Raw genomic sequence first — 15642 nt, forward strand, 5'->3', positions numbered from 1 at the left:
TTGAAGGACGCAGTTCGCTGTCGAATGGTGTGTTGCTGGATCGAGGGAGGGAATGATGTTGAAGTCCTTGTTCTTTGCGGTCACGACGATATTGAGAGGAGGAACGCGCTTGCATCGAAAAAATTAAAACAGAAAGGTAATTCATGAAGCTGAGTCGTCTTACATTTGCATTGTCCGGTATAGGACTGTTCTCCATCACTACAGGCGTTTTGGCGCAGGTAACCACCACGCAAGAGGACGAAAAGAAGGCAGAAAAAGTCCAGAAAGTGGAAGTGACTGGTTCAAAAATCAAGCGCATCAATTACGAAACCGCATCACCGGTGCAAGTGATCAGCCGCGATGAAATCGTACGTGGTGGTGCAACCTCATTGACTGATGTACTTAAAACCATCTCTGCCAATACGGGGGGGATTGATGAAAATCGTACCAATGGTTTTACGGCTGGTGCATCAGGCCTGAATCTGCGTGGTATTGGTAGCCAGGCAACACTGGTGCTGATCAATGGCCGCCGCCTGGCTGCTTATGCGCAACCTGAGTATCAAACCACGTTTGTGGATTTGAATTCTGTACCTATTGGTGCGGTAGACCGTATTGAGGTATTGAAAGACGGTGCATCGGCGATCTATGGTTCTGAAGCGATGGCTGGTGTAGTTAACATTATTTTGCGCGACAGTTATCAGGGGGCGGAAATCACAGGTTCACTTTCGCAATCGCAAAGACATGATGGCGAAGAAGCACGTACTTCCCTGAGTTATGGTTTCGGTAGTCTGGTTGAAGACCACTACAATGTCTACGCAACCCTGGACATTCGTCAACGTAAGCCTATGTTCATTAGCAAGCGTGACGGTTACTTGAGCACGGAAGATCTGCGTCCATACGGCTATAAAGATAACCGGTCTCTATACACTTTCCCTGGTAATATTTATTGGACTGACAAAGCGACTGGCAAATTTGTTTCCCGATCTCTGGATAAGAATTGCCCGGCCAATAACCTCGTTCCAGCCGATACTTTCTTCGGTGCAGGGACATTGGGTACGGCCTGCGTATTTGATGACTTGAAAGACGCATCAGTGAATTCTGGTGGCAAAACAGACCGTGTTGGTTTGACCAGCCGCGGTACATGGCAAGTGAATGCCGATATGACTGCATTTGCCGAGATCATGTACAACCAGAATAAAGCCACCGTTACCGGTTTACCGCACTGGTTTGCTGGCCAAAACGGACTGGATACCGGGCCTTTGCCAATTACCCATCCACAATACCCTGCTGAGTTGATCGATCCGGTCACGGGCAAGACCTTGGCCGGTGGTAACGGTACCGTACGCGTGCGTGCATCCCTGAAGGATTTTCCGGGGCAGGGCTTGGAAAATACGACTGATTTCGGTCGTTATCTGGGAGGCTTGAAAGGCACTTATTCAAACTGGGATTGGGAATCTGCGCTGATGTATAACACCAGCAAAGTTGAATCCAAGGCGACTGCAGGTTTGTTGGCGGCACCATTTATCGCCGCCTACAACAATGGTACTTTCCTGTTTGGCAGTTCAGCGCAAAACGCTGACCTGTACAAGAAAATTGTGACTGACTCTGCAGACAACTTCAAATCTGGCATGTATATGTGGGACGCCAAAGTCTCTGGTGAATTGATGCAATTGCCAGCTGGCCCATTGTCCATCGCAGTTGGTGCGGAAGCGCGTCGTGAAACCCTGGAAGTCAATCCTTCACAATTATCCATCGATGGTGCCTTGTACCATAGGGCGCAATCACAACCAGGCTATACGCGTGGCCGCAATATTGCATCCACCTATGCTGAATTGTCGGTACCTATTTTCAAAACCCTGGAAGGTCAGCTTGCGGCACGTTATGACCGTTACTCCGATTACGGCAATTCGACGACACCGAAAGTGGGTTTGAAATGGAATATTAATCCGACATTGATGGTGCGTGGTACCTACGCAACTGGTTTCCGTGCACCGACGCTGGTAGAAAACTCTACCCAGATTCTGAAGGCATTCTTGTCTTATCGTGATCCTGAGCGTTGCAACGCTCAATTCAAGAATGGCTGCCAGTGGAGTAGCTCTTATGAAAGTGGCTCTAACCCAGCCTTGAAACCAGAAACAGCAGACAGCTTTACTTTGGGTCTGGTATGGGAGCCAACCACCTGGTTGAATGCCAGCCTGGATTTTTGGCAAATCAAACGCAAGGATGAAATCTCGACATTTGATCTGACGACGGTATTGGCAAATCCTGGTCGTTATGCAGGCAATCCCGCTGCAGTTATCACTCGTGATCCTTTGAGTGCAGCTGACAAAGCTGCTGGTGCAACTGCCGGTGAAATTACCAACCTCAGATTGTTGCTGACTAATGTGGCAACCACGCAAGTTCGCGGTGTCGATCTGGATGTCAATGGTAACTTTAACCTGGGTGAATATGGTCATTTGAAACCGGACTTCAAAGTGACTTATAACCATTCTTACAAATCTGCGCCTTCACCTGAGGCAGAAGCGATTGAATATGCCGGCTCCCGTAATCAACCACGTGTTCAGGCCACTGCAGGTATAGCGTGGGAAAAAGCAGCCTGGAAACTGTCTCTGGATGCAGTGCATATTGGTCACATGTCTTCCAATGGTGACTTTACGCAACCATGTGTATTTGAGACTCAGGGATATGCCAATTTGTGTAAAGATATTCCATCTTTCACAACGTTTAATTTGGGGGGCAGTTATTCAGGTTTTATGAAAGACTTGACACTGAGCTTTGCAATCCGGAACGTATTAGATCGCATGCCTCCGTTTGCGCCAAGTGCAACTTCAACACAAGCAGTTGCTGCAATTACCAGTTTGCATGATGTTGTGGGTCGTTACTTCCAAATCTCTGCTTCTTACAAATTCAAGTAATTTTATAAGTTGATAAGTGCCGGAATCACCGATTCCGGCACTTATTTTTTCTAAAACGTTTTTTTGACGCGTAACGATAAAAAATACAATGACAAAAACAGATTCTTCTGAGAGGAATAATTCGTGAAAAAACAAATTATCAAGACCGTTTTTGCCAGCATATTGTGTGTGGCAGGCGCGGTGAATTTGCCAGCATACGCAGATAAATCCATCCCGGTGGCAGATTTCTTTAAGAAAGCGCAGTTCAGTGGTAGTCCGGTCTTGTCCCCTGATGGGCAAAGCATGGCTGTGCTGATACCACGTAATGGACGTTTTGTGCTGGCCATTATCCGTCTTGATTCGCGTCAGCCTACAGTGATTGCAGGAGATTCAGAATTCGACATCATTGCGCCACGCTGGATCAATGACAAACGTCTGGTATTCAGCATGAGCCGTGGCAGTGATGTCGTGATGGAAGACAATGACGCCGGCGGCCTGTTCGCCGTCAACAGTGACGGATCTGCTTTCCGCAAACTAGTACCTACAAGGAAAGAGGCGCGTAGTGGCAATACCGCTTACAAGCCATTTTCCGTACTGGCACGTGTTTTTGATGGCAGTAATGACCTGATCGTTATCAATAACCAGCGCGGCAGGGATGCCGAATTAGGGGCTTCTGATGTGTTGCGCCTGGATACCGTCACGGGCAGGACCAAACTGCTGACCTTTGACAACCCGGGCAAGGTTGGTGACTGGATACTTGACCATAACAATGTCATACGTGTCGCTGTGTCCACAAGTGTTGATCCGGACAATAAGCGCATCAAACAGGTGGTGTATTACCGTGATGCCGAGAACACTCCGTGGAAAGCAATCCATCTGGCTTACCTGGATGAAGGCAAGGAAATGCATCCGCTTGGCTTTGACTTTGACAATAAAACCTTACTGGTGGCAGGCCGCTTTAAGGGACGTGACAAAATGGCCGTGTATATATGGGACTTCGCCAAGCAGACGGTGGGCGAGATGGTGGCAGATCACCCCGACGTTGACGTCTCAGATCTGGAACTGGACAGTCAGCGTAAAAAGCTGGTCGGTGTCAGCGTAGACGGCATGTTGCCTGAAGTTATTTTCTTTGACGATGACTATGCCAAACTGGACGCAACGTTACGGGCAAGTTTTCCTGGGCAAGAGGTTTCCTTCCAGTGGAGCGGTAAAAATGCCGTTGTGGTGGTGCGTGGCGACAATAACGCCGGCGCTGTGTACTTTTACGACACTGAGAAAAAAGTGCTGGAACCTGTGTATGTGGCCAGGCCTGAGTTTGAAGGCAAGAAATTATCGGCTAAAAAGGTGATCAATTACAAGGCACGCGATGGATTGGATATTCCAGCGTACCTGACTTTGCCTGAGGGTGTACCAGCGAAAAACCTGCCTCTGGTCGCGTATATTCATGGCGGTCCGCATGCCCGTGACCACCATGGCTATGACGCCATTACACAAATGCTGGCATCGCGCGGCTATGCCGTTTTACAGCCACAATTCCGCATGTCTACCGGCTTCGGCTGGAAGCATCACACCGCCGGCTGGAAGCAATGGGGCCTGGCTATGCAGGACGATGTTACTGACGGGGTGGAGAATCTGGTGAAGCAGGGTATCGTTGACAAGAATCGTGTCTGTATCATCGGTGCCAGTTATGGTGGTTATGCCACCATGTACGGCCTTGTGAAAGACCCTGATCTATATAAATGCGGCGTTAATTGGGTAGGTGTGACTGATGTCAAAATGCTCTTCACAGTCAACTGGTCAGATATGTCCGGCCCTTACATGGATAATATGGGCGCAAAAATGCATGGTGACCCTAAAACTGATGATGCTTATTTCCATAAAGTGTCAGCGATAGAAAACGCCAGCAAGATCAAAGCACCGGTCTTGATGGCGTATGGTAGCAATGATGTCAGGGTTCCGCTGATTCATGGTGAAAAAATGCGCGACAAGTTGCTGGCACAAGGCAATACCGTGGAATGGATGGTTTTTACCGGTGAAGGCCATGGCTGGGCGAAAGAGAGCAACAATATCAAATGGGGTGAAGCAATGCTGCGCTTCATAGATAAATATATAGGCGACGATTCCCCTGCCGCCAAAAAATAATAGTCATGGCATGAAAATTTAAAACCGGCAGCTTTACCTGTCGGTTTTTTTATTCTTCTTCAAGAATTGATGAGCAAATTATGCAAGTTGCTCATCGAACGCTATAATTTGCACCGGTATATTTTGCAAATCCTGTTTTTGAGAGCGTTATTTTGGCCAAGAAAGAACATGTTTCGGTAACCCCGGCTACCCAATTCCTGCGCAGGCACAAGGCAGAGTTTTCTGAACATCCATATGCCTATGAAGAACATGGTGGTACAGCCGTGTCTGCACGCGAATTGGGGGTAGATGAGCATGCCGTTGTGAAAACTTTGGTGATGCAGGATGAAGCTGCCAAACCTTTGATCGTACTGATGCACGGTGACAGAAAGGTGTCGACCAAAAACCTGGCAAGACAGATAGGCTGCAAATCGGTAGAGCCTTGCAAGCCAGAAAACGCGCAAAAGCATTCTGGCTATCTGGTTGGTGGTACTTCACCCTTTGGCACAAAAAAAGCCATGCCCGTGTATGTAGAACGCAGCATACTGGCTTTAGCCAGGATTTACATCAATGGTGGCCAGCGCGGTTATCTGGTCGGTATTGCTCCGGGTTTGCTGGAAAGCCTGTTGCAGGCCCGCCCTGTTGACTGCGCCCTGGAAGAGTAATTTGTCAGACTGAACCGGTTTTTGCCAGATGCGCTGGCTGCTGGCATATACTTGCGGGGATTTTGCCCCCATGAAGAATAAGGATCAAGATGAATACAATACTGGCAGCCATTGCTGCTTACCTGATCGGTTCACTGTCGTTTGCTGTGGTCGTGAGCAAATTGTTTGGTCTGGCTGACCCGCGTACCTATGGGTCAAAAAATCCTGGTGCAACCAATGTTCTGCGCAGTGGTAACAAGGCTGCGGCAGTATTGACACTGCTGGGTGATGGCGTCAAGGGCTGGCTGGCAGTCTGGCTGGCCAGCACCTATGCAACCCGGTTTGGCCTGGATGATGGCAGCATTGCTTTGGTGGCGATTGCAGTTTTTCTGGGACATTTGTGGCCGGTGTTTTTCAAATTTGTTGGTGGCAAAGGCGTGGCGACGGCTGCCGGGGTATTGATTGGTATTGATATCTGGCTGGGTGTGGCGACACTGGTTACCTGGATGATGGTGGCATTCGCCTTCCGTTACTCTTCGCTGGCGGCATTGATTGCGGCTATTTTTGCGCCTTTGTATTATGGATTCCTGTTTGGACCGGATATCAAATTGCTGGCGGTATTTGTGATGAGTGGTTTGCTGATATATCGTCACCGCCAAAATATCGTGAATTTGATGAATGGTAAGGAGAGTCGCTTGGGCAGCAAGAAAGACAGTGACAAAAAGAAGTGATATTGTAAATAGCGCTAGATTATTTTCAGTTTGTTAATTATGCTGGAACTGAGAAGCTAAGAATTTTTGTTTACTTAATAACATGGAGTTGGAAATGATTGCGAGCACTTACCGTCTACGTTTCCTGAAGATGTGCCTGCTCAGTTTTATGCTGACGCTAATGAACATGCCAGCAGGTGCTGCCGAACATGGCACTGCCAACGAGGCAAAAGCCATGGTACAAAAAGCGATTGATGCCATGAAAAAGCATGGGGTTGATGCAACCATCGCTGAAGTCAATAAACGTGACGGACAGTATCAAGACCGGGATCTATATATAGTCGTATACGACTTGAAGGGCAAAAATATCGCACACTTGAATCCCAAGATGGTTGGTAAAGACATGATAGACCTGACCGACGTGGATGGTAAATTTTTCATTCGTGAACGCTTGGAAATGGCTAAGACCAAGGGCAAAGGTTGGCAAGACTATAAATTTGTTAATCCGACCAACAAGCAAATAGAACCCAAGTCCATGTATATAGAAAAATATGAGAACGTGATTGTGGGTTGTGGCATTTACAAGTAAGACCAGCCCGGACTGATGACGGGCTTTGCTCGTCAGGCTTCTGGCAGTTCCTGCAAAGGCCAGCGTGGCCGCACATTAAAACCATATTCCCGTGTTGCCAGCGCGGGATTTTTTTTGAGTCGCATGGCACCGGCAAAGGCGATCATCGCACCGTTGTCGGTACAAAATTCCAACTCCGGGTAATAGACCTGAAAGCGGCGTTTTTGTGCGGCTGCATTCAAGGATGCACGCAATTGCTGATTGGCACCGACACCTCCGGCTATCACCAGCCGCTTTAACCCGCTCTCGCGGATGGCTGTCACACACTTGGCTGTCAGCACATCCACAATGGCATCGACAAAACCACGGGCGATATTGGCTTTATCCTGCTCGCAAATATTGGCAGGATGATTTTTGACTACGGTCAGGACGGCTGTTTTCAAACCTGAAAAGCTGAAATTCAAATCTTTGGAATGCAGCATGGGACGCGGGAATTTATAAGCCGCAGGATCACCAAATTCTGCCATACGTGAAATGGCCGGACCGCCAGGGTAAGACAAGCCCAGCAATTTGGCAGACTTGTCAAAAGCTTCGCCAGCGGCATCGTCCAGTGTTTCTCCCAGCAATTGATAGCGGCCTACACCATCAACGCGCATCAATTGAGTATGGCCACCCGACACCAGCAAGGCAATGAAGGGAAATTCCGGTGGTTTGCTGGCTAGTAAGGGTGACAGCAAATGGCCTTCCAGGTGATGTACACCCAATACCGGCTTGTCCAACGCCAGGCCCAGTCCGCAGGCGACAGATGCACCTACCAGCAGGGCACCAGCCAAGCCAGGCCCCTGGGTGTAGGCAATCGCATCAATCTGCTGTTTCTCCAGTCCTGATTTGTTCAACACTTCCGTCAGCAGGGGCAGAGCACGCCGGATATGGTCGCGCGACGCCAGTTCCGGCACGACACCGCCGTATTCCTGATGCATGGCGATTTGTGAATGCAGGGCATGGGCAAGCAGCCCCTGTTCAGTATCGTAAATGGCCAGGCCAGTTTCATCGCAGGAAGATTCAACTCCAAGAACTATCATGTTAATTTCTAAATTGCGCAGAGCACAGCCTTGTCCGAACCCCAGGAGCGGGCCATTGAATGGCAGGAAATGATGCTTTTACTTAAATAATGTGGCGGATTGGTGCGAATCTTGCTAAAGAACGCATACCTAGATTATATCTGCCATGGCCTATCTATGCGCACCAAACAGAATAGTGTTAATGCGACAATGCCTGTTTCACCCAGTTTGCGTATCGTTGTGGTGAATACGGTCATACAGACCGAGGATGAGTTGCATGAAGACGCGCAGGCGCAACTGGCGCGTTCACGCGCCCTGCGCATAGGGCTGCTGCAGGCAGGCTATAACATCATCGCCGTAATCCCCGGTGATATGTATATGAGCGAGCGGATAGCACAACTACAACCAGATATGATCATCATTGATGCCGAATCAGATTCGCGTGACGTGCTTGAACATATGGTGATGGTGACTCGTGACGCCCCCCGCCCCATCGTATTGTTTACCGAAGATGGTAACCAATCGAATATGGCAGCCGCCATGGAAGCCGGTGTGTCGGCCTATGTCGTCGCCGGGCTACAATCAGACCGTATCAAGCCTGTGCTGGATGTCGCCATGGCCCGCTTCAACGCCGACCAGAAGCTGCGCAGCGAATTGTCCGATACCAAGGCCAAGCTGGTAGAACGCAAAACCATAGAACGTGCCAAGGGCTTGTTGATGGAACGGCATAATTTGTCAGAAAACGAGGCTTACCAAAAAATGCGTAAGCAAGCCATGGAAAAAAACTTGAAACTGGTCGATCTGGCGCAACGCATGTTGGATGTCGCCGATTTGCTCGGTGGGTAGACCCGTTTTCCTCGTGGTCAATGAGATGCACTGCGAATTGGAGTCCAAGTTTGTGCGTGTAATTGGTGCGCTGCGTCATTCCGGTGCGAAATGATGCCTGCAAGTTGTCAGCTTTGTTTCACTTGGATAAATTAAGGATGCACAACGCTTAAATCTGGTCTGGCACGGCAATTGCTAATGAAAGAGAAAGTGCCAACGCTGGTGCTAACAATTAAATGAGACTGACTAACGGCGGTCACCTCATTAGACAAAGGTGTCTTTCTACTGGTTTTTACCAAGTGGAATGACACCTTTTTTCGTTGCAGAAAAACTTTCTCAGGCTGGAGTGCAGACATGTCGAATCAGGAATCGAATAAAAAATCTCTCATCATTGATGTCAACAAGCGGGAAGATCATGAACCGAATTTCAAACGTCGCAATTTATTGCAAAGCGCTGCATTGGCAACGGGAGCTGGCATCATGGGTTTGAGTACAGGTGGCGTATGGGCAGCCGGTTCAGACAAGCCGGAAAAAGAAGAGGTGCATATCGGCTTTATTCCCCTGACAGATTGCGCATCCGTGGTGATGGCCTCTGTTCTTGGCTTTGACAAGAAATATGGTATCAAGATTATCCCAACCAAAGAATCATCATGGGCCAGCGTACGTGACAAGCTGGTCAATGGCGAGCTGGATGCTGCCCATGTCTTGTATGGCTTGCTGTACGGCGTCCAACTGGGTGTTGGCGGCAACAAGAAAGATATGTCTGTACTGATGACGCTGAATAATAATGGTCAGGCCATCACGCTGTCCAAAAAGCTGGCTGAAAAAGGTGCGGTAGACGGGGCTGGGCTGGCCAAGCTCATGCAGACCGACAAGCGCGAATATACTTTCGCCCAGACCTTTCCTACTGGTACCCACGCCATGTGGTTGTACTACTGGTTGGCGGCACACGGCATCAATCCCATGAAAGATGCCAAGGTCATTACCGTGCCACCACCGCAGATGGTAGCGAATATGCGCGTTGGCAATATGGATGGTTACTGTGTGGGTGAACCATGGAATCACAGGGCGATTGCCGACGGCATCGGCATCACGGCAACTACGACCCAGGATATCTGGAAAGATCATCCGGAAAAAGTATTGGGCACTACATCCGAATTTGTGCAGAAATATCCGAATACTGCACGCGCCATGGTTGCTGCGATCCTGGAAGCCGGACGCTGGATCGATGCCTCGTTGTCCAACAAGACCAAGATGGCAGAAACCATTGCTGACAAATCCTATGTGAACACGTCAGTCGATGTCATCAATCAGCGTATTTTGGGACGCTATCAAAATGGTTTGGGCAAGACCTGGGACGACCCTAACTATATGAAATTCTTTAATGACGGAGCAGTGAACTTCCCTTATCTGTCTGACGGCATGTGGTTCCTGACTCAGCATAAGCGCTGGGGTTTGCTGAAGACGGACCCTGATTATCTGGCAGTGGCTAAAGCCGTCAATCGTATCGATGTTTATAAAGATGCGGCGGCCATGGCCAAGGTGTCTGTTCCCAAAGATGTCATGCGCAGCAGCAAGTTCATGGATGGTACGGTCTGGGATGGGAAAAATCCGGCTGCCTATGCAGCTTCCTTCAAAATCAAGGCTTAAGGAGTCGCAATGAATACCTTGGTACATGGTGCAATGCAAGAGCCCGCTGTGGAAAAAACCGAATCGGCAGTCGTCGAACTCAAACCGCCAAAGGTGAAACCAGTGAAAAATTCTACTGTAAAGAAGCAGCGTTCATTCCGCCCCTTTTTTCTGAGCGTGCTTCCACCGCTATTCGGTATAGGGATGCTGATCCTGATCTGGGAAATTATCGCAGTCAAAAACAGTACTTTTCCTTCACCCTGGGTGACTTTGCAGGAAGCCATCAAGGTATTCTCTGATCCCTTTTATCAAAAGGGACCAAACGACCAGGGTATAGGCTGGAATATCTATGCGTCCCTGAAACGGGTGGCGGTGGGTTTTGGGCTGGCGGCGGCAGTGGGCATTCCTCTGGGCTTCTTGATTGGGCGCTTTAAATTCCTGTCGGGCATGTTTAATCCCATCATCAGCCTGTTGAAGCCGGTGTCACCCCTGGCCTGGTTGCCGATAGGTCTATTGGTATTCAAGTCGGCACACCCGGCGGCGATCTGGTCGATTTTTATCTGCTCAATCTGGCCCATGATCATCAATACCGCTATTGGTGTTCAGCGTGTGCCGCAAGACTATATGAACGTGGCCAGGGTACTCAATTTGTCTGAATGGAAAATCATCACCAAAATTTTGCTGCCTTCGGTATTGCCTTATATGTTGACGGGTGTACGCCTTGCGATAGGTACGGCCTGGCTGGTGATTGTGGCGGCAGAAATGCTGACAGGCGGTGTCGGTATCGGTTTCTGGGTATGGGATGAATGGAATAACCTGAATGTGCCACATATCATTATCGCCATCGTGGTGATCGGTATGGTGGGGCTGATACTTGAACAAATCCTGGTGGCGATTGCACGCGCCTTTACTTATGAAGATGTGGGAGCATGATCATGAACGAAATCGACAGCAAGTATATTGCCATCAATCAGGTAGAAATGGTCTTCAATACCCGTAAAGGTAGTTTTCACGCTTTGCGCGATATTAATCTGAACGTCGCCAAGGGTGAATTTATTACCCTCATTGGCCACTCTGGCTGCGGCAAGTCAACCTTACTGAACCTGATCGCGGGGCTAAGCAATGCTACTTCAGGCACATTGATTTGCGCCAACCGTGAAATTTCCGGCCCGTCCCCGGAACGTGGTGTGGTGTTTCAAAATCATTCCTTGCTTCCCTGGCTGACATGCTATGAAAATGTTTTCCTGGCAGTAGAGCGCGTATTTGGTGCAACCGAAAACAACACCAAATTGCAGAAACGCACCATGCAGGCATTGTCGCTGGTCGGGCTGACGCATGCAGAAAAAAAACGTCCGAATGAAATTTCTGGCGGTATGAAACAGCGTGTCGGCATTGCCCGCGCACTGGCGATAGAACCGAAAGTTTTGCTCATGGATGAACCCTTCGGTGCACTGGATGCATTGACACGTGCCCACTTGCAAGATGAACTATTGAAGATTGTTGCCAAGACCCAGTCGACCGTGGTGATGGTGACGCATGATGTGGACGAAGCTGTATTGCTGTCAGACCGCATCGTGATGCTGACGAACGGCCCGGCTGCGACTATCGGCGAAATCTTGAAAGTGGACCTGGAAAGGCCGCGTGACCGTGTTGCTCTGGCGCAAAATACCAAATATGCAGAATACAGGACAGAAGTGCTGGAATTTTTATATCACCGTCAGTCGCATCCTGTACATGATGCAGCATAATTTCTACGTATGTGATGCACTGAAATTGGCCCCAATTTAATTGGGGCGACAATACCGTATGCCAGACTTGATTTGGTATACGGTGATTGCATTATGCGTGCTGGTCACTGGAATGCCTGTGCAACCCATATCATTTCAAATACCTGTAACGAATTGACAATGGTTGTGTCCATGGCAGGCAAAGTCGAATAGCTTTCAAAAGGCGGATGCAGTAAATAATCGAAACTTTGATTGTGATTGATATTTGCTGACCTAAAATCTTTGGAAAAACTGTCTAACCAAGCAACTAGCTTCAGTGGTGCTGGTATTTGCAGGGATTACCATACTCTGTGCAGTCCCGTACATTTACCCAATCAAGGCTCATGGTTTCATTTCTTTTGTTTTGCTCGCGGAAAATATTAGACTGGTCGTCTTTGATTGAGTGTGGTTGTAATTTGATTCATATTGATTGAATTGATCAAAAAAATAAATATTTTGAAAATTAATCGTCAAATAAAAATCAATTAATGAAAACTAATTTTCATTAAAGATTTGTAAATCATCACGGTTAACGCGGAAATGATATAAATCTATGAGAGAATGCTGCTTGATTTTGGAAACATTTCTTCATCGTTTTTCCAGAGAACGTTGACAACGAATGGGTGCTCAATTCGTTCAGCAAAACAAGGCGGCGACACGGCAATCAGGCTGCACATTTTCTGACCGTTGCGCTGGCATTTATGCTGGTGGGTATTCGGTTTTCGACAATAGACTTTAGCTTCTTATTCCAATACATAACATGTTTCGCTGGCTTTTTCTTAATGAAAATGCATTAACGCCTGCTGAGCACGCCGCATGGAAATTAAGCGCACTACGTATCATTTTGATGTCCGGCTTCGTGCTGGAAGCTGCCGTGGCGATTCACAGTTCTTTGGACGCAATCGCAGTTGGTGCCTATCAAGTGTTGTGGGTCGTTGGTTTTTTCTACGTCGTGCTGGCACTGGGTTTGTATTATTCATCCCATCACTTGCGTGCTGGTGCTGCTATATTAATAGGCACGGTTTATGCGTCTGCCTTTTCCATTGTCAGCTTTGTCAATCAGTATGAAATAGCCAAATTTGGCTATATTTTCATTTACACCACGCCTATTATCGCGCGCCTGTTCTTTGGTACCAGGCTGGCTATGGGGTTGATGGTATTCAATATACTTCCTTTCCTGTTACTGTTGATGAATCGGCCTGTTTTCAGCATTTCCGGTTTTGACGTTACGCTCCCGGCCAGTAATACCTATATTCAGTCTTTATTATTTTTATTTTTTAATACCTGTGTCCCACTGGCAGTGTTTCGCGTTTTGCATGAACTGGATGTTTCTGCGAAACGCTATCGCCAGGCAAGCGATGCGCTGACGGTCAGTCATGCACAATATGAAGAAGTGTTTCAAAATGCTGGTACAGCTTTGCTGTTGACGGATGCCAGTGGTCAAATATTGCAAGCAAACCAACTCGCCAACAATTTGCTGGGGCGTCATGCTGATAAAGATGAAGAGTTGGCGCTGTTTGCCTGGTTGTCACTGGATAACAGTGTGCGCCTGAAAAGTCCGAACAGTGATGAATCTGAAAATATGCGAATGTCTGCCTATCGTACGCGTGACGGCAAATTGGTCGCGCTGGAAAATATCTCGCAGACATCGACTGATCATTATATTGTTGCTCTCAGAGATGTTTCTGGCTTGCATTCGATGCATCATGCTTTGCAATTGAGTCTGGAACGCGAAGATTACCTTAGCCGGCACGATGCCCTGACCAATTTGCCCAATCGTGACATGTTGCGCAGCCATCTGCATGACATTCTGGCGGACAATGACGACAGCAAGGTGACGGCTCTGGTTTCCTTTCGTTTGAACAGTATACGGCATGCCAACCAGCAGTTTGGTGCCCACACCGGTGATATCCTGTTACGACGTTTTGCCGAAGAATTGTCACGCGCATTGCCCAAAAACTGTTTTTGCGCACGTCTGCGCAGCATTGTTTTTTCGTTTGTGGTGGAACACTCACGCACACCGGGCGAGATCATCAAGCTGGTAGAAAAAGTTCGCAACAACTTGCCCAAAGAACTGGAAATTAACGGTGAAAATCTGCTGGTGCAGTTTTCAGCAGGCATTGCTCTGGTGCGACCAGATGACAAACTTCCGGATGATTTGATACGCCGCAGTGAAGTTGCGCTGGATACAGCACGCCGTTCCAGTGATCAGAGCGTAACCCTGTTTGATGAAGAGGATGCGCAGCAAATACGGCGTAGTGTCGAAATTGAAGTCGGCATCGTCAATGGCCTGAAACAAAATGAATTCCGCCTCGTCTATCAGCCTAAGGTAGCGCAAGATGGCAATATCGCCGGTCTGGAAGCCTTGTTGCGTTGGGAATCTCCCACATTAGGCAATGTACCACCCGCTGAATTTATACCGATAGCCGAGCGGGCTTCGCTGATACGCCTGATCAGCAATTTTGTCATGGACCAGGTATGCAGTCAGATACGTGACTGGTTAAACCGCTTTGGCGATTGCCCCGTGGTTGCCCTGAATTTGTCTGTGACAGATATTGCCCGCAGCGATTTGTTACAACTGGTAGATGAATGCTGCCAGCGCCATAGTATAGCTTCGTCTTATCTGGAATTTGAGATTACCGAAACCGGCTTGATCGCTAATGAAATCCTGACCATCCACCACCTGGATGAACTCAAGGCACGTGGTTTCAGTATTGCGATTGATGATTTTGGTACTGGCTATTCATCGCTCTCCAAGCTCAGTCATTTTCCGGCACAAAGCGTCAAGATTGATCGCTCATTTGTGGCGCAGATTGGTCATAACAAGAAAAGTGAAATGATCATCAAGGCCATTATTTCACTGGCGAACATCTTATCTTGTCATACCGTTGCCGAGGGTGTGGAAAATAAGGAACAGGAAATTTTCCTGAAAGAGATAGGCTGCGATTTTTTCCAAGGATATTATTATTATCGGCCACTGGAAGTGTCGGCACTGGAATTATTGTTGGCCGAATTGCCGGTAAAAGAAAACCTCCCTCCCTACCAGTTCAAATTGGCGTAGAACCCCTTTCATTTGTCACCAATGAAATGAGTTCTGCCTTATCCCGGACTCTCTTCAAGAGTTATGTGCGTTTGCACATGTGCCTGCCAAATTCATTTGCCACCATATTTAACAAAGTGGTCAACGTCGGCTATTGATAGTGCGTTGCATGTGAAAATAGTTATGATGCGCAATTTAGTGACTATGTTTATACCGCTGTTGTCGCAAAAATCAGCTAATGTAGTTGTATTGCGATGCTGGATGAAAGGATGTGAGCGCGGTTTGTGACATCTATGCCTTTTCGTCCCGCTTTTACAACAGTACTATGGCCCAACATTTTGCATAGAGTAACAATTTGCGCTGCACGTTTTAGTAATTTCAACTACACTAAAGTCGTAGTGTGCT

11 protein-coding genes are annotated in these 15642 nt (G+C 48.1%); 10 read left to right on the forward strand and 1 reads right to left on the reverse strand.

Annotation, left to right across the window (positions count from 1 at the left end; translation table 11 throughout):
- Nucleotides 1–143: 143 nt before the first annotated feature.
- The 5 genes from AC1RVX_RS22080 to AC1RVX_RS22100 all read left to right on the forward strand — a co-directional run bounded on the left by AC1RVX_RS22080 (nucleotide 144) and on the right by AC1RVX_RS22100 (nucleotide 6937).
- On the forward strand, nucleotides 144–2894 hold the full coding sequence (locus tag AC1RVX_RS22080) for a TonB-dependent receptor plug domain-containing protein (protein WP_493218733.1): 2751 nt from the start codon (nucleotides 144–146) through the stop codon (nucleotides 2892–2894).
- Nucleotides 2895–3017: 123 nt separating this feature from the next.
- On the forward strand, nucleotides 3018–5015 hold the full coding sequence (locus tag AC1RVX_RS22085; RefSeq protein WP_493218734.1) for a S9 family peptidase: 1998 nt from the start codon (nucleotides 3018–3020) through the stop codon (nucleotides 5013–5015).
- A gap of 152 nt (nucleotides 5016–5167) precedes the next feature.
- Complete coding sequence (gene ybaK, locus AC1RVX_RS22090; RefSeq protein ID WP_493218735.1) at nucleotides 5168–5659, forward strand: Cys-tRNA(Pro) deacylase; 492 nt, start codon at nucleotides 5168–5170, stop codon at nucleotides 5657–5659.
- An 89-nt stretch (nucleotides 5660–5748) separates the two neighbouring features.
- Entirely contained in the window at nucleotides 5749–6369 is a 621-nt protein-coding gene (gene plsY / locus AC1RVX_RS22095; RefSeq protein ID WP_493218736.1) for a glycerol-3-phosphate 1-O-acyltransferase PlsY, read from the forward strand.
- A 94-nt stretch (nucleotides 6370–6463) separates the two neighbouring features.
- The gene (locus AC1RVX_RS22100) at nucleotides 6464–6937 is read left to right on the forward strand and encodes a cache domain-containing protein (protein WP_493218737.1); all 474 of its coding nucleotides are present in this window, start codon (nucleotides 6464–6466) and stop codon (nucleotides 6935–6937) included.
- A 32-nt stretch (nucleotides 6938–6969) separates the two neighbouring features.
- On the opposite strand, the gene tsaD is transcribed toward AC1RVX_RS22100, so the two are convergent.
- Nucleotides 6970–7998 (reverse strand): tRNA (adenosine(37)-N6)-threonylcarbamoyltransferase complex transferase subunit TsaD, encoded by a 1029-nt coding sequence (tsaD, locus tag AC1RVX_RS22105; RefSeq protein WP_493218738.1) that lies wholly within the window; start codon nucleotides 7996–7998, stop codon nucleotides 6970–6972.
- A 156-nt stretch (nucleotides 7999–8154) separates the two neighbouring features.
- Between tsaD and AC1RVX_RS22110 the strand changes: the two genes are divergently transcribed.
- The 5 genes from AC1RVX_RS22110 to AC1RVX_RS22130 all read left to right on the forward strand — a co-directional run bounded on the left by AC1RVX_RS22110 (nucleotide 8155) and on the right by AC1RVX_RS22130 (nucleotide 15258).
- Entirely contained in the window at nucleotides 8155–8823 is a 669-nt protein-coding gene (locus AC1RVX_RS22110) for an ANTAR domain-containing response regulator (RefSeq protein ID WP_493218739.1), read from the forward strand.
- A gap of 459 nt (nucleotides 8824–9282) precedes the next feature.
- Nucleotides 9283–10452: a CmpA/NrtA family ABC transporter substrate-binding protein gene (locus AC1RVX_RS22115; protein ID WP_493218886.1), complete on the forward strand. Its 1170-nt coding sequence runs from the start codon at nucleotides 9283–9285 to the stop codon at nucleotides 10450–10452.
- Nucleotides 10453–10461: 9 nt separating this feature from the next.
- Nucleotides 10462–11364, forward strand: coding sequence for a nitrate ABC transporter permease (gene ntrB / locus AC1RVX_RS22120; protein WP_493218740.1), 903 nt, complete (start codon nucleotides 10462–10464; stop codon nucleotides 11362–11364).
- Nucleotides 11365–11366: 2 nt separating this feature from the next.
- Entirely contained in the window at nucleotides 11367–12179 is an 813-nt protein-coding gene (locus AC1RVX_RS22125) for an ABC transporter ATP-binding protein (protein ID WP_493218741.1), read from the forward strand.
- Nucleotides 12180–12957: 778 nt separating this feature from the next.
- Nucleotides 12958–15258, forward strand: a complete 2301-nt coding sequence (locus tag AC1RVX_RS22130) for a putative bifunctional diguanylate cyclase/phosphodiesterase (protein WP_493218742.1) — start codon at nucleotides 12958–12960, stop codon at nucleotides 15256–15258.
- The last annotated feature ends 384 nt before the right edge of the window (nucleotides 15259–15642 follow it).

Source organism: Undibacterium sp. GW821-FHT11B02 (assembly GCF_058808955.1).